19 protein-coding genes and 1 pseudogene are annotated in these 17818 nt (G+C 69.5%); 6 read left to right on the top strand and 14 right to left on the bottom strand.

Annotated elements, in window-relative coordinates; all coding sequences use genetic code 11:
• The first annotated feature begins 65 nt into the window (after nucleotides 1-65).
• The gene (locus tag BLQ50_RS03195; protein WP_093181136.1) at nucleotides 66-734 is read left to right on the top strand and encodes a DUF1345 domain-containing protein; all 669 of its coding nucleotides are present in this window, start codon (nucleotides 66-68) and stop codon (nucleotides 732-734) included.
• A 102-nt stretch (nucleotides 735-836) separates the two neighbouring features.
• On the opposite strand, the gene purQ is transcribed toward BLQ50_RS03195, so the two are convergent.
• The 9 genes and pseudogenes from purQ to BLQ50_RS19325 form a co-directional block, all read right to left on the bottom strand.
• Complete coding sequence (gene purQ, locus BLQ50_RS03190) at nucleotides 837-1553, bottom strand: phosphoribosylformylglycinamidine synthase subunit PurQ (RefSeq protein ID WP_093181135.1); 717 nt, start codon at nucleotides 1551-1553, stop codon at nucleotides 837-839.
• The gene (gene purS, locus BLQ50_RS03185) at nucleotides 1550-1822 is read right to left on the bottom strand and encodes a phosphoribosylformylglycinamidine synthase subunit PurS (RefSeq protein WP_093181133.1); all 273 of its coding nucleotides are present in this window, start codon (nucleotides 1820-1822) and stop codon (nucleotides 1550-1552) included. The genes purQ and purS overlap by 4 nt, the downstream gene beginning before the upstream one ends.
• 175 nt (nucleotides 1823-1997) lie before the next feature.
• Complete coding sequence (locus tag BLQ50_RS03180; protein WP_093181132.1) at nucleotides 1998-3002, bottom strand: siderophore-interacting protein; 1005 nt, start codon at nucleotides 3000-3002, stop codon at nucleotides 1998-2000.
• Between the two features lie 67 nt (nucleotides 3003-3069).
• Nucleotides 3070-3654 (bottom strand): hypothetical protein, encoded by a 585-nt coding sequence (locus BLQ50_RS03175; RefSeq protein ID WP_093181131.1) that lies wholly within the window; start codon nucleotides 3652-3654, stop codon nucleotides 3070-3072.
• 2 nt (nucleotides 3655-3656) lie between these two features.
• Nucleotides 3657-4001 carry a PadR family transcriptional regulator gene (locus tag BLQ50_RS03170; RefSeq protein WP_245700851.1) on the bottom strand — a complete coding sequence of 115 codons (345 nt, stop codon included), beginning with the start codon at nucleotides 3999-4001 and terminating at the stop codon, nucleotides 3657-3659.
• A gap of 245 nt (nucleotides 4002-4246) precedes the next feature.
• The gene (locus BLQ50_RS03165) at nucleotides 4247-5194 is read right to left on the bottom strand and encodes a phosphoribosylaminoimidazolesuccinocarboxamide synthase (RefSeq protein ID WP_093181128.1); all 948 of its coding nucleotides are present in this window, start codon (nucleotides 5192-5194) and stop codon (nucleotides 4247-4249) included.
• Nucleotides 5191-6495: a phosphoribosylamine--glycine ligase gene (gene purD / locus BLQ50_RS03160; protein WP_093181126.1), complete on the bottom strand. Its 1305-nt coding sequence runs from the start codon at nucleotides 6493-6495 to the stop codon at nucleotides 5191-5193. Before purD ends, BLQ50_RS03165 begins: the two co-directional genes overlap by 4 nt.
• Before the next feature lie 202 nt (nucleotides 6496-6697).
• Nucleotides 6698-7984 carry an adenylosuccinate synthase gene (locus tag BLQ50_RS03155; protein WP_093181125.1) on the bottom strand — a complete coding sequence of 429 codons (1287 nt, stop codon included), beginning with the start codon at nucleotides 7982-7984 and terminating at the stop codon, nucleotides 6698-6700.
• 165 nt (nucleotides 7985-8149) lie between these two features.
• A pseudogene (locus tag BLQ50_RS19325) lies at nucleotides 8150-8293 on the bottom strand (IS30 family transposase); the annotation flags it as partial.
• 295 nt (nucleotides 8294-8588) lie between these two features.
• Here BLQ50_RS19325 and BLQ50_RS03145 point away from each other — a divergent pair.
• The gene (locus BLQ50_RS03145; protein ID WP_139185709.1) at nucleotides 8589-9176 is read left to right on the top strand and encodes an SMI1/KNR4 family protein; all 588 of its coding nucleotides are present in this window, start codon (nucleotides 8589-8591) and stop codon (nucleotides 9174-9176) included.
• A gap of 24 nt (nucleotides 9177-9200) precedes the next feature.
• On the opposite strand, the gene BLQ50_RS03140 is transcribed toward BLQ50_RS03145, so the two are convergent.
• The gene (locus BLQ50_RS03140) at nucleotides 9201-9695 is read right to left on the bottom strand and encodes a DUF3151 domain-containing protein (RefSeq protein WP_093181121.1); all 495 of its coding nucleotides are present in this window, start codon (nucleotides 9693-9695) and stop codon (nucleotides 9201-9203) included.
• Nucleotides 9696-9798: 103 nt separating this feature from the next.
• On the opposite strand from BLQ50_RS03140, the gene BLQ50_RS03135 reads away from it, so the two are divergent.
• On the top strand, nucleotides 9799-10170 hold the full coding sequence (locus BLQ50_RS03135; RefSeq protein WP_093181119.1) for an STAS domain-containing protein: 372 nt from the start codon (nucleotides 9799-9801) through the stop codon (nucleotides 10168-10170).
• 66 nt (nucleotides 10171-10236) lie between these two features.
• Here BLQ50_RS03135 and BLQ50_RS03130 read toward each other — a convergent pair whose 3' ends face one another.
• Nucleotides 10237-12486: a SpoIIE family protein phosphatase gene (locus tag BLQ50_RS03130; protein WP_245700850.1), complete on the bottom strand. Its 2250-nt coding sequence runs from the start codon at nucleotides 12484-12486 to the stop codon at nucleotides 10237-10239.
• A gap of 188 nt (nucleotides 12487-12674) precedes the next feature.
• On the opposite strand from BLQ50_RS03130, the gene BLQ50_RS03125 reads away from it, so the two are divergent.
• A complete protein-coding gene (locus BLQ50_RS03125) occupies nucleotides 12675-13043 on the top strand; it encodes an STAS domain-containing protein (RefSeq protein WP_093181116.1) in 369 nt (122 codons plus the stop codon).
• 80 nt (nucleotides 13044-13123) lie between these two features.
• Here BLQ50_RS03125 and fbaA read toward each other — a convergent pair whose 3' ends face one another.
• The 3 genes from fbaA to purT all read right to left on the bottom strand — a co-directional run bounded on the left by fbaA (nucleotide 13124) and on the right by purT (nucleotide 16221).
• Nucleotides 13124-14146, bottom strand: a complete 1023-nt coding sequence (gene fbaA, locus BLQ50_RS03120) for a class II fructose-bisphosphate aldolase (RefSeq protein WP_093181115.1) — start codon at nucleotides 14144-14146, stop codon at nucleotides 13124-13126.
• A 104-nt stretch (nucleotides 14147-14250) separates the two neighbouring features.
• Nucleotides 14251-14946 (bottom strand): TrmH family RNA methyltransferase, encoded by a 696-nt coding sequence (locus tag BLQ50_RS03115; RefSeq protein ID WP_093181113.1) that lies wholly within the window; start codon nucleotides 14944-14946, stop codon nucleotides 14251-14253.
• Nucleotides 14947-16221, bottom strand: coding sequence for a formate-dependent phosphoribosylglycinamide formyltransferase (gene purT / locus BLQ50_RS03110; protein WP_093181112.1), 1275 nt, complete (start codon nucleotides 16219-16221; stop codon nucleotides 14947-14949). It lies immediately after the preceding gene.
• A 108-nt stretch (nucleotides 16222-16329) separates the two neighbouring features.
• On the opposite strand from purT, the gene BLQ50_RS03105 reads away from it, so the two are divergent.
• Together BLQ50_RS03105 and BLQ50_RS03100 are read left to right on the top strand one after the other, a co-directional pair.
• Complete coding sequence (locus BLQ50_RS03105) at nucleotides 16330-17043, top strand: VTT domain-containing protein (protein ID WP_093181111.1); 714 nt, start codon at nucleotides 16330-16332, stop codon at nucleotides 17041-17043.
• Nucleotides 17043-17816: an HAD-IIA family hydrolase gene (locus tag BLQ50_RS03100; protein ID WP_093181109.1), complete on the top strand. Its 774-nt coding sequence runs from the start codon at nucleotides 17043-17045 to the stop codon at nucleotides 17814-17816. Before BLQ50_RS03105 ends, BLQ50_RS03100 begins: the two co-directional genes overlap by 1 nt.
• The last annotated feature ends 2 nt before the right edge of the window (nucleotides 17817-17818 follow it).

The raw sequence follows: 17818 nt of genomic DNA, 5'->3' as shown, positions 1-17818 counted from the left end.
TTATTGGTCCGGACCATTCCGGGTAGTCTCAGGCACAGCCGGCGGCCCAGTGATTGACTGACCTCGTGACCCACGCAGATCAGGACCTCCCCCCAGGCCAGACCCCCGCCCCGGACACAGCAGTCGCTGGCATCCGGCTCTCCGTGGCCGCCGTCGTCGGGGTCGCCGTCGCCGTCCTGGCTGCCACACTGGGGTACCACCGCTTCGCGATACTCCTCGGCTGGGCGGCGGCCGCCCTCACCTTCACCGCATGGACCTGGTTCAGCGTCGGCAACATGGACGCTACACAGACGGCAGCGCACGCCACCCGCGAAGAACCCAGCCGCGCGGTTGCGCACCTCCTCATGCTCGGGGCGGCCATCGCCAGCCTCGTCGGAGTGGGGTTCATGCTCTTTGCCTCTGGTGGCAGCCACAGCGACAAGGTGCTCACCGCATCCATCGCACTGTTCAGCGTCGCGGTGTCCTGGATGGCGCTGCACAGCCTCTTCGCGCTGGGATACGCCCGCAGGTACTACACCGGGACAGATGGCGGCTTCGACTTCCACCAGGAAGAGCCACCCAGGTACGTCGACTTCGCCTACATCGCGTTCACCGTCGGCATGAGCTTCGCGATCTCAGACACAGACGTCCAGAGCTCAGATATCCGCAAGACGGTGCTTGGCCACGCGTTGTTGTCGTATCTGTTCGGGTCGGTCATCCTGGCCGCGACCATCAACCTCATCGCTGGGCTCTAGCCGTCCGGGCCGACGATCCGGCGCTCGTGGTGGCCCGCAGACAGATGTACCCCTGGTCGACCGAGGTCCACCAGGGGTACAGGTCCTGCACAAGCTGCGTGATCAGGCGTTGACGAGTGCTCCGAGGACGGACGTGAAGAATGCCAGGCCGTCAGTGCCCGCGCGCGGTCCGGCAGCAGCGGCCGTTCCGAAGCCCGCCTCGACGGCGTGCTCAGGGTGCGGCATCAGCCCGACGACGTTCCCGGCCGCGTTGGAGATGCCAGCGATCCCGCGGCGTGAACCGTTGGGGTTCTCGCCTGCGTAGCGGAACACGACGCGACCTTCGGCCTCGAGCATGTCGAGGGTCTTCTCATCGGCGACGAACTGCCCGTCCTGGTTCTTCAACGGGATGGTGATCTGCTGGCCGGCCGTGAAGTTGCGGGTCCACGCGGTGTCCGCGTTCTCCACGATGAGCGCCTGCTCCTTGCAGAGGAACGCGAGGCCCTCGTTCTTGATCATCGAGCCCGGCAGCAGGTGGGACTCAGTGAGAACCTGGAAACCGTTGCAGATTCCCAGCACCGGCAGCCCCCCGTTGGCGGCGTCGATGAGGACGTCCATGACCGGCGCGAAACGGGAGATGGCCCCGGCCCGCAGGTAGTCGCCGTAGGAGAACCCACCCGGCAGGACGACCGCGTCGACGTTCTTCAGGTCGGCATCGCCGTGCCACAAAGACACGGCCTGGCCGCCGGCGAGGCGCACCGCGCGCGCTGCGTCGCGGTCGTCCAGGGTGCCGGGGAAGGTGATGACGCCGATCCGGGCACCGCCGAGGACCTCGCTCATGCCGAGGCGACCGTGTCGAGCGAGGCGGCGTCGACGACGCTCACGACGTCCTCGATGATCGGGTTGGACAGGACTCGCTCTGCGGCCTCACGAGCAGCGGCGAGGACCTCGGGGGTGACGTCGCCGTCCACCTCGAGCTCGAAGCGCTTCCCCTGGCGGACGCTGAGGAAGCCGGTGAAGCCGAGGCGCGGCAACGCGCCGGCAACGGCCTTCCCCTGGGGGTCGAGGATCTCAGGCTTGGGCATGACGTCGACGACTACGCGTCCCACGGGGGCTCCTAGTGCTTGGTTCTGATCACGTGACGGGCGAGGGCGCCGACCAGCGTCCGCAGTGGATCGCATGGCACAGATGAGGCGCTGCGGGTTAGTTTATCGTCCCCGCGTCCGCGGGGGTGGACTCGTCCCGCCCCTGAGACGTCCCCAGGTCCCAGCGCAGGTGGGAGCGTCAGCACTCGGCCTTGCCCAGACGCCAGTAGCCCATGAAGGCGACCGACCGGCGATCGATGCCGAGGTCGCGCACGAGGTGGCGGCGCAGGTCCTTGATGACACCGGCCTCCCCCGCGATCCAGGCGTAGCAGCCCCGGAGCGCGAGCTCGGTGGCACTCGCCGCGGCGTCGACCGCGCCGGCGACTGGTACCTCCCAGAGGATCCCGGTGTCGATGTCGACGTCTTCCAGCTCGACAGCAGGCGCGGCAGACGGCTCGGCGCAGCCGCGCATGTGCTCGCGGACCGCGCGGTCCAGCAGCACGCCGTGCTCGTGGGCGAAGGACCCCACGCTCTGGCCGTGCCGGGGCAGCCAGGTGAGCCGGACGCCGTCGGGCAGAGAGACGGGGAGGGCGTCGTCCTCGTGGGGGACCTCGATGAAGGCGTGCGCGCGGGTGCCGGGGGCGAGCGACTCGAGGATCGCGGTGATGGCCGGCGCGGCGGCCTCGTCGCCCGCGAGGACGAGCCTGGTCGCCTCGGCGGGGGGCGCCCATTCGATGCCCGACGGCGGGCCGTCATAGCGGCCGTTCGGGCCGATCAGGACGCTCTCGGCGCCGGGGCGGACGGCTGCGACCCAGCGGGAGGCAGGCCCGTCGTGCTCACCGTCGCCGTCGCCGTGCAGCACGAAGTCGATGTCGACCTCACCGAGTCCCGCGTCGGGGCGCACGGCCCGCACGGTGTAGGTGCGCAGGGGGCACCGTTCGTCCTCGGGGAGGTCTCGCCAGGCCTGGTACCAGGAGTCGCCGGCGAAGTCGGCGGGCAGCGGAGCGCGTCCGGCCGACGTGGGCAGGACCACCTTGATCCGCTGGTCGAGCCCGTCCGTCCCGAAGACGTGCAGGTCAGGTCCGGTGAACGTGATCCTGACGAAGGACGGTGAGAGACGCTGCACCCGCGCCACCCTCACCGCGAAGACGCGGTAGGCCGGCTCGGTGCGTTCCATGGTCTGGGTCTGCGCGGTCGACGACATGCCTCGAGTATGGCATGCCTAACCTTCCTTTGGTATGGGACCCCTAACCTGGCAAATGCGTGCTGCGTCACACCTGTCGGGACGCCGCACGAGCCGTCCGGCGCACTGCGACGCGGTGCCAGAGCGGGAGGAGTGCCGTTGGGTAGGGGCCGCCGATGTGCTTGTTCCACACCTGGCGCGCGTAGAACTTGAACGCCATGGACACGAGCACCACGAAGATGCACCAGACGACGACGAACCCCAGAACCCCGTCCGGCGGCACGCTCGACTCCCCGGGGAACCAGTCGGGCATGAACATCGGGACGAAAAAGATCGGGAAGGCGGCCAGAAAGGTCCGCGCGTCATAGAGCGGCCCGAGCAGATCGTCGATCACCCAGTATCGGTAGCGACCCGGCAGGCGTCGGTTGAGCAACCGGTAGCCCAGCCACAGCCAGAACCGTGGGTGCTCACGCCAACGCAGCGCCCAGCCGGCCCGCAGGACGGCGAGCCCCTCACGGACCGGAACCGTCCGCGCCCGCTCGGGCGCGACGTCGGCCAGCATGCCGAGCAGGTCCGTGCCGTAGGTGGCGCGCCACCGGCGCGGGTAGGCGCGCATCCAGAGGCGCGCCGACAGATCGAAGAGATCCAGACGGCCCGCGGAAGACGTCGCCATCCTCACGCACCGCCCAGGGCCGGGCGCCGGCCGAGCCCGCGCGCCCCGGCGTCGAGCACCTGCTGGGCGCGGGCGGCGAGCTGTGCGAGACGCAGCGTCTCGGCCTGCGCGGCCTGCGCTCCGGCGTCGGTCGCCCGGTAGTAGCGGCGCTGACGACCGTCGACCACCTCGTCGCCGGCGCTCTCGACGAGACCGGCCGCAAGCAGTCGATCAAGATTGCCGTAGAGGGTCCCCGCCGCGAGCGTGACCTCACCCGCGGACAGCTCGACGACGGACTGGATCACGGCGTAGCCATGCCGCCGCTCCCCCACGAGCGAGAGCAGGATGAGATAACCCTGGCGAGTCATCCGGAATGGATTTGTCATAGTAGATATATATCGCCCACCGACCCATAGCGCAACCCCTTGCCCCCGTACGTCGCCGCCGCCCTGCCCGCCCGGCAGGCCCTGCCCATCCGGCCGACGCTGCCTACCCCGCCCACAACCAAGTACGGGGCGTGCTCTTGACTACGGAACGTGCATTCAAACGCACGCCCTGTAGTCAAGAGCACGCCCCGTATGGAGGACGTCGGGTCAGGCCCGTACCAGCCCGCTCAGAACAGAGACTCGCCCGTCAGTCGCTCGTAGGCGTCCAGGTACCGGGCCCGGGTCGCCTGCACGACGGCGTCGGACAGCTCCGGCGGCGCGTCGTTGCCCGTGCGGTCCCAGCCCGAGGCGGGCGAGGCGAGCCAGTCGCGGATCGGCTGCTTGTCGAAGCTCGGCTGCGACCGCCCCGGGGCCCAGCCGTCGAGCGCCCAGAAGCGGGAGGAGTCGGGGGTCAGCACCTCGTCGCCCAGCACGATCTCGCCAGTCACAGGGTCGGTCCCGAACTCGAACTTCGTGTCCGCGAGGATGACCCCACGCGAGCGAGCGATCTCCTCGGCCCGGGCGTAGACCGACAGCGTCAGCGAACGCAGACGCGTGGCGGCGGCCTCGCCGATCTTGGCGGCGACCACCTCGAAGCTGACGTTCTCGTCGTGCTCGCCGACCTCGGCCTTGGTGGCCGGGGTGAAGATCGGCTCGGGCAGCCGGGACCCGTCGACGAGTCCGGCGGGCAGCGGCACGCCGCACACCGACTGGCTCTCGCGGTACTCCAGGAGCCCGGAGCCGGTGAGATACCCGCGCGCCACGCACTCGACCGGGAACATCTCGAGGCGGCGACAGATCATCGAGCGGCCCGCGACCTCGACCGGCACCAGCCCGTCGCCGACCATGGTCGAGATCTCGGTGCTCACGACGTGGTTGTCGACGATGTCGGAGAACTGGTCGAACCACCACAGGCTCAGCTGGGTGAGGATCGTGCCCTTGTCGGGGATCCCGGGCGAGAGCACGTGGTCGAAGGCGCTCACGCGGTCCGAGGCGACGACGAGCACGACGTCGCCGAGCGGGTGCACGCCGCCGTAGTGGGCGAGGTCCGGCTCGTAGAGGTCACGGACCTTGCCGGAGTAGGTGTGCCGCCAGCCCTCAAGCTCGGGGGTGTCGGAGTCGAAGCCCGCGCTCATCGCACAGGTCCCGCGGACTGGCTCGCGGCGGCCGCCCGAGCGATGTCCGTGCGGTGGTGCGATCCGGGAAGCACGATCAGGTCGACCCCGGCATATGCCCGACGCCGCGCCTCGGCTAGGTCCTCCCCCACACCCACGACCGAGAGCACCCGGCCGCCCGCGCTCACCAGCTCACCGTCGTCGTTGATCGCGGTGCCCGCGTGCAGCACGTGCGCGCCGTCAACCCGGTCGGCCTCGGTGATCCCGGTGACCGGGTCGCCGTACTTCACGTTCGCCGGGTAGCCGTTCGCGGCGACCACGACCGTCACGGCGGCCGAGTCGGCCCAGCGCAGCTTGGGGAGATCGGCCAGCACACCGGTGGCCGCGGCGAGCAGCAGCGCCGACAACGGGGTCTGCAGCCGGGACAGCACGACCTGCGTCTCCGGGTCGCCGAAGCGCGCATTGAACTCGATGACCCGGGTGCCGCGGCTGGTCAGCGCGAGGCCGACGTAGAGCACCCCGGCGAAGGGGATGCCGCGGGCCTTCATCTCGTCGATGGTCGGCTGCGCGACCCGTGCGACGACCTGGTCGACGAGGCCGGCGGGCGCCCAGGGCAGGGGGCTGTAGGCGCCCATCCCGCCGGTGTTGGGGCCGGCGTCGGCGTCGAAGGCGCGCTTGAAGTCCTGGGCGGGGGCGAGCGGGACGACGGTCTCACCGTCGCTGATGCAGAACAGCGACACCTCGGGGCCGTCGAGGAACTCCTCGATGACCACGCGCGGGTCGCCGCCGCGGTCAGGGTTCGCGAAGCAGGCACGGGCGTGGTCGAGCGCCTCAAGGCGGTCGTTCGTCACGACGACCCCCTTGCCGGCCGCGAGCCCGTCGTCCTTGACGACGTAGGGCGGGCCGAAGGCGTCGAGCGCGTCGGCGACCTGGTCGACGGTCGAGCAGACGTGCGCCATCGCGGTCGGAACCTCGGCCGCAGCCATGACCTCCTTGGCGAAGGCCTTGGAACCTTCCAGGCGGGCGGCGTCGGCGCTCGGCCCGAAGACCGCGATCCCGGCCTGCTTGACCGCGTCGGCAACGCCCGCGACGAGCGGCGCCTCGGGTCCGACGATCACAAGCTTGGCACCGAGGGACCGGGCCAGCGCGGTCACCGCGGCGCCGTCGAGCGTGTCCACCGCGTGCAGGGTGGCGAGCTCGGCGATGCCTGGGTTCCCGGGAGCCGCGTGCAGCTCGTGCGGGCCCGATGCGGGCGCCTCCTGCGCGAGGGAATGAACGATGGCGTGCTCGCGGGCACCGGAACCGATGACAAGAATCTTCACGCCGCCGAGTCTAGCGGCGAACGTCTAGACGCCCCCCGAACGTCCACCCAGGCGCCCAACTCGAGCCCCAAAGCCGCGTCCCGCCAACTCGTGAACCCGCCCGCGAACTCGTGAGCCAGGACGGTTCCCGGGCGGGGAAGGGTCCTGGCTCACGAGCTCGCAGAGTCCCTCACGAGTTCGCGAGGGAGGGGCGTGAGGGGGGTCAGTCGATCAGGTCGAAGCGCTGGATCGTAGCCTCACGGTCCGGCCCGACCCCGATCGACGACATCCGGGTGCCGGACATCTCCTCGAGCGCGAGGACGTACTTCTTCGCGTTCTCGGGCAGGTCGTCGAAGGTCCGGACGCCTGTGATGTCCTCGGTCCAGCCGTCGAACTCCTGGTAGATCGGCTTGGCGTGGTGGTACGCGCTCTGGTCGAGCGGCATCTCGTCGTAGCGCACGCCGTCGACGTCGTAGGCCACGCACACGGGGATCTTTTCGATCCCGGTGAGCACGTCGAGCTTGGTCAGCACGAAGTCGGTCAGGCCGTTGATGCGGGAGGAGTACCGCGCGATGACGGCGTCGTACCAGCCGCAGCGGCGGGCACGGCCGGTCGTGACGCCGAACTCGTGACCGGTCGCGCTCAGGAACGCGCCCCACTCGTCGAAGAGCTCGGTCGGGAAGGGGCCCTCGCCGACGCGGGTCGTGTACGCCTTGATCACGCCGACCACGCGGTCGATGCGCGTCGGGCCGATGCCGGATCCCGTGCAGACTCCGCCCGCGGTCGCGTTTGACGAGGTTACGAAGGGGTAGGTGCCGTGGTCGACGTCGAGCATCGTGGCCTGGCCACCCTCGAACAGCACGGTCTTGCCCTCGTCGAGCGCCTTGTTCAGCACGAGCGAGGTGTCGGCGACCATCGAGCGCAGCCGCTCGGTGTACTGCAGCAGCTCCTCGACGGTCTCGTCGACCGTGATCGCCCGGCGGTTGAAGACCTTCACGAGCAGCTGGTTCTTCTGCTCGAGTGCGCCCTCGACCTTGGCCCGCAGGATCTTCTCGTCGAAGAGGTCCCACACGCGGATGCCCACGCGGTTGATCTTGTCGGAGTACGTCGGGCCGATGCCGCGCCCGGTCGTGCCGATCCGGCGCTTGCCGAGGAACCGCTCGGTGATCTTGTCCATCGTCCGGTTGTACGGCGCGATGACGTGCGCGCTACCGGAGACGAGCAGGCGGGAGACGTCCACCCCGCGGACGATCAGCGCGTCGAGCTCCTCGTAGAGGACCTCGATGTCGATGACCACACCGTTGCCGATCACGGGTGTGACCCCGGGCGAGAGGATGCCGGACGGCAGCAGGTGCAGCGCGTACTTCTCACCCCCGACGACGACCGTGTGCCCGGCGTTGTTCCCGCCGTTGAACTTCACGACGTAGTCGACCCGAGAACCGAGCTGATCGGTTGCCTTGCCCTTACCTTCGTCTCCCCATTGGGCGCCGACGACTACCACGGCTGGCATGGATTCCCCACTTTCAACCTGCCTGTGTGTGGGCGCCGCCGCGCGTCAACATCGCGCTGGTGCACCGGGCCGGGCGGCAGTGACCCGATTTCCCCGATGAGTTTACCGTTCGTTTGCCCTTGGTGCAGCGCCGGTGCTTCCACTTCGCCTGCATCCTCCTTGGTGTCAAGGCGTGGAAGCAACGTCGTCGTTGAGGAGTTGTTCGAAGGCTTCGCGTGGTGTGCAGAAGTCGAGGGCTGCTCGGGGGCGTTCGTTGAGCTCTTCGGCGATGGCGCCCGAGGTAGGGCTGGTGGCTGGTGGCTGGTGGCTGGTGGCTGGTGGCTGGTGGCTGGTGGCTGGTGGCTGGTGGAGTAGATGAACCGGTAGAACGCTTCGGGGCTGGCCGCACCACCACTGGCAGGCGGGGACCGTTTCATCTGGTCAACGCTGGTGCCCGTCGCCTCACAATGCAAACAACCCGCGATCTGACGAGGCGTCCTCGAGCGTGCCAGGTCCGCCAGGACGGGTGAAATTTGTATGAACTGCGGCATCTATACCGCACCTCCGCTAGCGTTCATCGCAACCCACTCGATCCAGAGGCCCACCGACACAAGGGGCTTTCCAGATGAAAACACCCTTGGCGTCCGCCCTCGCTGAGTATGAAGCCAGGCTGAGAAGCATGAGGGCAACAGTCACATCGAGCCTCCCCCGAGGCCTCTCGGACCCTGAGATCGACGAGATCGCCGCGGAACTCGGCTTCCCCTTCCCCGAGGACGCGCGCACGCTCTGGACGTGGCACGACGGAGACGGCGGTGCCGTGGGCAAGGGGATCGTTCCGTTCATGCTGTTCCCGGACCTTCGGACAGCGCTCAGGCTGACTCGCGAATGGCAGTCTGCTACTGCTCCCATGCCGGGGGAAGACTACGACGCCCCATACATCCGGCAGCCCCGGTGGTTGCTCATCCTCGCGCATCAGCTACCCGTGGTCATGGACTGCAGCGCCCTGGAGGGTGAGAGAGCTCCCACGGCGGTATACACATCCTTCTCGGGCATCAGCGAGTCCACCCCGATCTCACTCGCGCGTCGGGTGGAGGGGTGGACCTGGGCGCTCGATCACGGGTACTGGTCGATCACCGACCAGGGAGAGTGGACGGTCGACATCGGCCGCTTCCCACGCGAGTGCGAACCTGAGCTCAGGGAAGCGATCGGCTAGCTCGCGACGACCGTCCATCTATCCCTATCGCAGCGCTGCGACGTCGTCGGGGGCTACGCCGGAGTCCCGCAAGAAGGTCTGGCAGCGGGCTGCCTCGTCTTCCTCGCCGATGATCTCGGCGGCCTCGGCGAGCGCGAGCAGGGCCCGCAGGAAGCCCTGGTTTGCCTCGTGATCGACGGGGATCGGCCCCTGGCCACGCCATCCGGCCTTGCGCAGGGAGTCGAGACCGCGGTGGTAGCCGGTCCGGGCGAAGGCGTAGGCCGTTACCTCGTCGCCGCGGTCCAGGGCGCCCTCGGCGAGCACCGCCCACACGTACGACGACGACGGGTAGTCGCGCGCGACGTCGGCCACGGCCCGGCCGCCGGCGACGTCGGCGCGCGCGGCGACGTCGGGGTGGTCGGCGCCCAGGCGGGTCGGGGCGATGCCACCGAGCAAGTTGGCACTACCGCCGGGCAGATTGGCGCCGCCGACCGGCGGATTCGTGGGGACGGGAGCGGAGGAGTGCGGGGCGTGGCTCATGGGTGCCATTGTGCCTGGTGCGTCGCGCTGGGCGCGCGGTCGCGCGTGAAGACGTTGTCATCTGAGGTGCATGGGCCCATCGCCGTGACTAGAGTCTGTAGGCATGATCCAGATCGCAACCTCCCCGGCAACCACCACACTGGTGATCACAGGCGATCTCGACCTCGCCCAGCGGGACCAGTTCCCCGAGCTCGCCGCCCGCGTCGTCGGGCTGCGTCGCCAGCTGCTGGTGATCGACATGTGCCGGGTCACCTTCATGGACTCGACCGGTGCCGCCTTCCTGATCTCCCTGGCCGACTCCGGCCGCAAGCGTGGCGGCGCGACCGTGCTGCGCGGCTGTGACGACCGCGACATGTTTGTGCTCGAGGTGTGCGGGGCGCTCGAGCTGTTCCGGATCGACCCCGACCACAGCTGCACCCCGTTGACCCCGGCGTCGGGCGTCCCGGCGGTCTCCGGGCCCGAGCGCCGCGCGTAGCCCGCACGCTCCCCCCCCGGTCGCCGCGGTTGCGGCCCCCGTCCGCTCCCTGAGGCCGTGGGTCCGCTACCCCTGCGAGGTGCGGATCTTCGCCCAGACGAGCTTGCCCGTGCCGCTCGGGCGCCAGCCCCAGTCGGCGAGCCGCTCGACGATCTGCATCCCGTAGCCACCCAGCCGGTTGGCGTGCCCGTCGGTTGTGACGGGCGGGGCCGGGTTGGAGTCCTCGACCTCGATGCGCAGCCCGTCCCCGGTGTCGAAGAGCCGCAGCGCGATGTGACCCCATCCGTGCAGGACCGCGTTAGCCACGAGCTCGGACACCACCAGCTCGGCGTTCGCGACGTCGGCTAGATCCCAGGCCTGGCAGGTGCGCAGGACAGCGTGCCGGGCCCGCCCGATGGACGCCGGCTCGCTCGGCAGCAGCCACCGCCGCGACCGGGGGCTCATGGCTGGCGGCGCGCCGTCGGCCACCGGATTCGGCACGCGTACGACGACGACGGCGACGTCGTCCTCGGGCGCGTCGGCCAGGCGAGCGAGGAGCTCCTCCCCGATCCCGGCTGCGTCGGTCGCGGTCGAGTGCTCGGCGGCGTCGATCAGCGCTGCGAGGCCGGCTCGCAGCGCCCGGTCGCGACGCTCGATCAGACCGTCCGTGTAGAAGATCAGCGCGTCACCGGGCTCGAGGATCTCCGCAGCGGTCCCTCGGGCGCGGGTGCCGAAACCGATCAGCGCTCCCCCGGCACCGCTCAGCTGGGACGCCTTCCCTGCCCGGACCAGCAGCGGAGGCAGGTGACCGGCGCGGGAGTACTCCAGCCGCCACCGTCCGGACTCTTCGGGCACTCCCGGATCAACGGGCACTACCCGCCGCAGCGTGCCGTAGACCAGGCTCGCCGAGCGGGGAATCCGCATCCCCACCACAAGCTGGTCGACCCGCTCCAGGACCAGGCCGGGCGTCGTCAGCTCGAAGGCGTAGGACCGCACGACCGAGCGCAGCTGGCCCATGGTCGCGGCAGCCTCGATGTCGTGGCCGACGACGTCCCCGATGACCAGCCCGGCGACCTCGTCGTCGATCTGCAGCACGTCGTACCAGTCGCCGCCCACCTGGGCGTGGTCGGAGGTCGGCGCGTAGTAGGTCCACACGTCCAGGCCGGCGATGTCGACCTGCTCGGGGAGCATGGCGCGCTGCAGCGTCTCGGCGAGCTGGTGCTCGCGCGCATACAGGCGCACGTTGTCGATCGCCATGCCCACCCGCCGCGCGACCACGTGCAGCAGAGTCATGGTCGTCGCGTCGACGTCGGCGATCCCGTCGAACACTGGGTCGTTCGGGGTCGTCACGAGCAGCCCGAGCACGCGGCGTCGGCCGGGGACCGCGTGGACGACCACGACCGGCCACCCGTCCTCACCGCCGGCGCGGGAGACACCCATCCGCACCCGGAGCTCGGTGGCGAGCACCCGGGCTGCCGTCGCCTCCGGGTAGTCGGTGCGCAAGGCAAAGCCGATCGGGCCGGAGACCAGCCCTTCGAGGAGGTCCTGCAGGGGATCGACGACGGGGGCGATCACCTGCGTGAGGCCGGTGCTGTCGCCGGGCGTACGGGAGTCGCCGAGCGCGTCCACGCTCACACCGGCCTCGCGGGCCAGCCGGTTCGAGGCGACCGAGGAGGTCACCGAGACGTTGATCCCCTCGGAGAAGACGAGCCCGTTGTCGTTGAGGTAGAAGCCGGCCCACCCGACCACGCCGTGCTGCAGGTGCTGGGCCACCTCACGCAGCACATAGGGGTAGTCCAGGTCCGTGAGCAGGTCCGAGACGAGGGAGACGAGGTCGAGGGTGGTGCGGGCGGCGCGCTCGACCTCGATCGACCGCTCCTGTTCGTCGTGCTCGACCACCTGCTGGGACACGTCCGTGACCATGGCTACCCAATGCCGCGCAACGTCGTCGTCATCGCGGACCTGGGCCACGCAGTATTCGCACCAGGCCAGCCCGCCGTCGGCACGCGCGTTGAGCATCCGCCAGGTGAGCGGTGCCTCGTCGTCGCGGATCAGTTCGTCGCGGATGGACGTGAAGTCGAACCCGGCACGTCCGGGCGCCTCCAAGAGGGTCAGCGGCAGCCCGACGACGTCACCGGCTGGATACCCGGTCAGCTGGGCGAACGACTCGTTCGCCCAGACGATCGTGGGGACGTCAGGGCCAGGGTCGAGGATGAGCGTCGCGATCCCGGCGGCCTGGAGGGCTCGGTCGCGTACACCAGCGAGGTCGAACGCACCGTCGCGCGAGCCGTGACCGTGGGCGGTCGGCGCCTGGGCGCTCCACGTCGGAGATTCCACCCCGCCTCCTTCCGTCCGTCTGGGTACTAGCCAATAACCCTCCCACCGGACACAATGGTCATCTGCCGAAGGGAGCATTTGTGGGCGACGTTAACACCCCTGACACTGGTCAGCCTCTCCAGTCCGCGCGTCCACCGTCACGCGCGACGACCGGCGCGGCGAACAGCAGCGATGTCGAGCCAGGAAGCGTGCATGTGATCGTCGGGACCACGCACGCCAGGGTCGTGCTGTCGGGCGAGATCGACGCGGATCTCGCCGCGGACCTCAACCAGGCCACCCGTGACGTCCAGAAGTCCATGCTCGCCGTCGAGATCGACGCTCACCACGTGACGTTCATGGACTCGACCGGGGTGGCCTTCCTGGCTCGGCTGACCGCCGTGACCTCGGGGCCGGTGCGGATCTTCAACACGCCACCGACCGTGCGGTTCCTGCTCGAGGTGACAAGCATCGGGAGCATGCTCGAGATCGTCGAAGGCAGTCCCACCGATGACAACTTCTCCGCTCCGCAGGCAGCTTCTCTCCGGGAGCCCGTCGGGGACGTGCGCCTCACCGACTGACCACACCCGCGACGTAGGAAGGCCCCGGTGGATTCCACCGGGGCCTTCCTACGTTCATGCGTGATCAGGAGTGATCAGGTTCAGCCGAGCTTCTGGCCGGCTGAACGCAGCTGCTGAGCAGCCTCGACGATGCGGGCAGCCATGCCAGCCTCGGCAGCCTTGCCCCAGGCGCGCGGGTCGTAGGCCTTCTTGTTGCCAACTTCGCCGTCGACCTTGAGGACGCCGTCGTAGTTGCGGAAGAAGTGGTCAGCCACCGGACGCGAGTAGGCGTACTGAGTGTCGGTGTCGACGTTCATCTTGATGACACCGTTGTCGACGGCCTCGGAGATCTCCGCGGCCGTGGAGCCGGACCCACCGTGGAAGACGAGGTCGAAGGGGTTCTCCTTGCCGATGACCGAGCCAACACCCTCCTGGATCTCCTTGAGGAGGGCCGGGCGCAGCTTGACCGCACCGGGCTTGTAGACGCCGTGCACGTTGCCGAAGGTCAGCGCCGTGAGGTAGCGACCCTTCTCGCCGGTGCCGAGCGCCTTGATGGTCGCGAGGCCGTCAGCGATGGTCGTGTAGAGCTTCTCGTTGATCTCGGCCTCGTGGCCGTCTTCCTCGCCACCGACGACGCCAACCTCGATCTCGAGGATGGTGCGAGCGGCGACCGAGAGCTCAAGGAGCTCCTCGGCGATGATGAGGTTCTCCTCGAGCGGCACGGTCGACCCGTCCCACATGTGCGACTGGAACGTGGGGAGCTTGCCGGCCTTGACCTGCTCGGCCTCGAGGGCGAGCAGCGGGCGGACCCAGGAGTCGAGGTTCTGCTTGGCGCAGTGGTCCGTGTGGATCGCGACGGTGATGCCGTAGTTCTTGGCGACCTCGGTCGCGTACGCGGCGAGCGCGAGCGAGCCGGTGACACGGTCCTTGATGGTTGCGCCGGAGGCGTACTCCGCGCCACCGACCGACACCTGGATGATGCCGTCGCTCTCCGCCTCGGCGAAGCCCTGGAGGGCTGCGGTGATGGAAGAGGAGGAGGTGATGTTCACGGCCGGGTAGGCAAACTTGCCTGCCTTCGCGCGGTCGATCATCTCGACGTAGACCTCTGGGGTTGCGATAGCCATCGAAAGACTCCTGTGAAAGAGGGACCTGAACGTTTTCCCACCAAGTTTGTCATGAAACCGGGGCGGCCGGCCTAGGCCGTTCGGCCCGTGGGCAGAACGGCCCCTCAGTTCTGGGCGTGCTGGACCACCCAGGCGTGCATGGCGATCGCGGCGGCGGCCCCCGCGTTGATCGACCGGGTCGAGCCGAACTGGGTGATGTGCAGGATGTCCCGGCTGGCCAGTCGCGCCTCCTCGGTCAGCCCGGTGCTCTCCTGACCGAAGAGCAGCGCGCACTCGCGGGGAAACGCATAGCCTTCGATCGGGATGGACCCGGGGACGTTGTCGATCCCGATCACCGGAACGCCCGCCTCGTGCGCCCAGTCCAGGAACGCGGCGACGTCGGCGTGGTAGCGCACGTGCTGGTAGCGGTCGGTGACCATCGCACCCCGACGGTTCCACCGGCGCCGACCGACGATGTGGATCTCGCTCGCGGCGAAGGCGTTCGCGGTGCGCACGACCGACCCGATGTTGAGGTCGTGCCCCCAGTTCTCGATCGCGACGTGCAGCGGGTGGCGCCGGGTGTCGAGCTCGGCGACGATCGCCTCCATCGACAGGTAGCGGAACTGGTCGACGACGTTGCGCCGGTCCCCCGCCGCGAGCAGCTCCGCGTCGTATCGCGGGTCCAGATCCCCCGTCTGGGTGCGCGGCCAGGCCGCCTCGCCGCCAGGCCACGGCCCGACGCCCACCTCGAGCTGGGGCTCGGCGTCGTCAGCGGAGACGGGGACGGGGACGGGGACGGGGGCAGCGCCCTCGGCGGCCATCTAGACCAGCTCGATCCGCAGGGCGGCGGCTGCGGCGCGGGCCCGCGCGCGGGCCTCGGCGACGTCCGCCCCGCGGGCGAGCGCGACCGCGACCCGGCGGCGTCCGGAGACGGAGGGCTTACCGAAGATCCGCACCTGCGCGGTCGGGACCGCGAGGGCGAGCTCGACGCCGGTCACGACCGGCACCCCCTCCCCCTCGGCGAGGACCGCGCACGACGCCGCGGCCTCCTGGCCCGGGCCGCCGATCCGCGTCACGTCCCCGGCGGGCAGGCCGAGGATCGCCCGCGCGTGCAGCGCGAACTCGCTGAGGTCCTGGGACACGAGCGTCACCAGCCCGGTGTCGTGCGGGCGCGGGGACACCTCGGAGAAGATGACCTCCTCACCCACGACGAACACCTCGACGCCGAACACCCCGTAGCCGCCCAGGTCATCGGTGACCGCCGTCGCGATCTCCTGCGCGCGGCGCACGACGACGTCGGGCACGTCCTGGCCCTGCCAGGACTCGCGGTAGTCGCCGTCCACCTGGGTGTGGCCGATCGGGTCGAGGAAGGTCGTGCCGCCCGTGTGACGCACTGTGAGCAGGGTGAGCTCGTAGTCGAAGCTGATGAAACCCTCGACGATGACGCGCACACCGGTCTCGTCCGGGCCACCCGAACCGCCCGGGCAGCTCGCGGCGACCCGGCCGCCGGTCTGGGCGTACTCCCAGGCCGCCGCGACGTCGTCGGGCGTACGGATGACGGACTGGCCCTTGCCGGAGGAGCTCATGACGGGCTTGATCACGCAGGGCAGGCCGACGGCGGCCGTCGCGGCGCGCAGACCGGCGAGGGTGTCCACGAAGCGATAGGGCGAGGTCGCCAGCCCGAGGGTCTCCGCGGCGAGGCGCCGGATGCCCTCGCGGTCCATGGTCAGCGCCGTCGCGCGTGCCGTCGGGACGACTATCACCCGACCGGTCGCCTCGACGTCGACCAGCACCTGCGTGGCGATCGCCTCGATCTCGGGGACCACGACGTCGGGGGCTACCTCGTCGATGAGCGCGCGCAGCGCGACGGGGTCACCCATGTCGAGGACGCGGGAGGCGTGGGCGACCTGCATCGCGGGGGCGCCGGCGTAGCGGTCGGCGGCCACCACCTCGACGCCGAGGCGCGCCAGCTCGATCGCGACCTCCTTGCCCAGCTCGCCGGAGCCGAGCAGCAGGACGCGCGGCGCGCCGTCGCGGCCGGGGGCGACGAAGGCGGGCGGGCGCGAGAACGGGAGGCGAGGGGCGGGGCTGGTCATGCCTCTATTGTGGCGCGACCGCGGGCGCGGTGTGGGCATCGTGTGTCGGCTGCCCGACGCCGCGCTGACAGACCGGGGAGCGCGGTCGTGACCCCGTAGGCTGAGCCCGTGATCACCACAGCCCTCCTCTCCGCAAGCGACCAGATCGTCGCCCTCGGCCCCAGCTGGCTCAATGCCGACTCCCTGATCGAGTCCTTCGGCACGTACGCGCTGATCGGGATCGTGCTCGTGGTGTTCATCGAGACCGGGCTGCTGTTCCCTTTCCTGCCTGGGGACTCGTTGCTGTTCACGGCCGGGATGCTCGTCGCCCAGGATCAGCTCAACTTCCCTCTGTGGCTGCTCTGCCTGCTGCTGTTCTTCGCAGCCTTCGCCGGTGACCAGGTGGCGTACTTCTTCGGCCGCAAGGCCGGACCGAAGATCTTCAACAAGCCGGACTCGCGGTTCTTCAAGCAGTCCTACATCGACCAGACGAACGCGTTCTTCGACAAGTACGGCGGCCGGTCGATCATCCTGGCGCGCTTCGCGCCCTTCGTGCGTACCTACGCGCCGGTCGCGGCCGGCGTCGGGAAGATGCCCTACCGCCACTTCGTGACGTACAACGTCATCGGGGCGTTCCTGTGGGGCGTGGGGATCACGGTGCTCGGGTACTTCCTCGGTCAGATCACCTTTGTGCACGACAACATCGAGGCCATCCTCGTCCTCATCGTGTTCGTCTCGGTGCTGCCGATCATCATCGAGGTGGGCCGCGGATGGCTCGCCAAGCGCAAGGCCGGCAAGGCTCCTGCAGCCCCGGCATCGACCGACCCGAAGGAGATCCCCTGATGACCCGCATCATCGAGTCCTGGCTCACGGACATGGACGGCGTCCTCGTGCACGAGGGCAACGCGATCCCAGGGGCCCCCGAGTTCATCAAGACGCTGCGCGACAAGGAACGTCCCTTCCTCATCCTCACGAACAACTCGATCTTCACCGCGCGGGACCTGCGGGCCCGTCTCTACTCCTCCGGCATCGACGTGCCCGAGGAGTCCATCTGGACGTCCGCGCTGGCCACCTCGCAGTTCCTGTCCGACCAGATCCCCAACGGAAGCGCCTACGCGATCGGTGAGGCCGGCCTGACGACGGCGCTCTACGAGGCGGGCTACACCCTCACCGAGTCCGACCCGGACTACGTGGTGCTCGGCGAGACGCGCACATACTCCTTCGAGGCGATCACCAAGGCGGTTCGCCTGATCCTCGGTGGCGCGCGGTTCATCTGCACCAACCCCGACGCGACCGGACCGTCCGCCGAGGGGCCACTACCCGCCACGGGCGCCGTGGCCGCGATGATCACGCGGGCGACCGGGCGCGAGCCCTACTTCGTCGGCAAGCCGAACCCGATGATGTTCCGGTCGGCGCTCAACCGGATCGACGCGCACTCGGAGTCGACCGCGATGATCGGCGACCGGATGGACACCGACGTCGTCGCAGGCATCGAGGCCGGTCTGCACACCTTCCTCGTGCTCACCGGCTCGACCAAGCTCAAGGACGTGGACAAGTACCCCTTCCGCCCGAGCACGGTCGTCGACTCGATCGCGAACCTCATCGAGCGCGTCTGAGC

The organism is Sanguibacter gelidistatuariae (genome assembly GCF_900096585.1).
In the GTDB taxonomy this organism is placed as follows: domain Bacteria; phylum Actinomycetota; class Actinomycetes; order Actinomycetales; family Cellulomonadaceae; genus Sanguibacter; species Sanguibacter gelidistatuariae.
The sequence above is the reverse complement of the archived record's forward strand: the minus strand, read 5'-3'. Positions and strand labels throughout refer to the sequence as shown.